This window comes from Streptomyces sp. MB09-02B (genome assembly GCF_033794485.1).
GTDB lineage: Bacteria > Actinomycetota > Actinomycetes > Streptomycetales > Streptomycetaceae > Streptomyces.
Genome location: NZ_JARGEE010000934.1, coordinates 1 through 877, shown reverse-complemented (window position 1 = coordinate 877; position 877 = coordinate 1). Strand labels below are relative to the sequence as shown.

Genomic DNA, 877 nt, shown 5'->3' with positions numbered 1-877 from the left:
ACGGGCGTCCTCGACGTCTCCGCGCAGGTGCTGGGCGGCCTCTTCCAGCTGCTGACGATCGCGCTGTTCTCGTTCTACTTCGCCGCCGACGGACGGCGGGTGCGGGTGCGTTGTGGCTGGTCGCGCAGTTCCCCGCGCCCCTGAGGGGGCTGGGGCGGACCACGGTTACCAGTGCCGCCAGGCCGTGCTGGACCGGTTCGCCGTACTCATGTCCGTACGACGCCAGTTCCGTGCCGTCCGGGCCGTACAGGACCGCTCGGCCCTTCAGGCGCTGGGCCAGCTGCCGCAGGACCGCGCGCACCGGGTCCGGGCGGGACGCGGCTGCCGCCAGGCCCTGCTGGGCCTCCGTCACGCGGCGGAGTTCCGCGTGCCTGGCCCGGGCCATCAGCTGCCAGACCGCGCGGGCGACGCCGGAGAAGGTGGTGCCGGGCGGGACTTCGATCAGCGGCAGGCCGTGGGCGTCGCAGGCGGCGACCAGGGCCTCCGGGACGCGGTCGTGGACGGGGGCGACGCCGAAGCCGAGGGCCGCGCCGCCCGCCGCGACGATGCGGGAGACGTACGCGTCGAAGTAGTCGTCCAAGGCGTCGACGTGGTCGTCGGCGGAGGCGCCCGGGTCGGCCGCTCCCGGGATGTGCACGCCGGCCGTCAGCAGCAGCTCGCCGCCGAGCAGGTACGGGTACGGGTCCGACATCTCCGAGGCGTGCGCCCAGTGGATCGCCGTGTCCGTGTCCACCGGGCCGGCGATCTGCCGCAGGCCCAGGCCGCCGTGGGCCAGCAGCGCCGATAGGGGCACGGGTTGTCCTTTATCACCCTTTTACGGTTCCGACGAAAACCCTTGTTAAAAACCGGGGGGTGCCGCAACAAAAAAAAAAAAAAA

At 71.9% G+C, this 877-nt stretch carries 1 protein-coding gene; it reads right to left on the bottom strand.

What is annotated here, in order from left to right; translation table 11 throughout:
- Positions 1–793, bottom strand: a 793-nt coding sequence (locus tag P1P70_RS45170; protein ID WP_319248372.1) for a PucR family transcriptional regulator ligand-binding domain-containing protein, incomplete at its 3' end; no start/stop codon positions are given.
- Between the last annotated feature and the right edge of the window lie 84 nt (positions 794–877).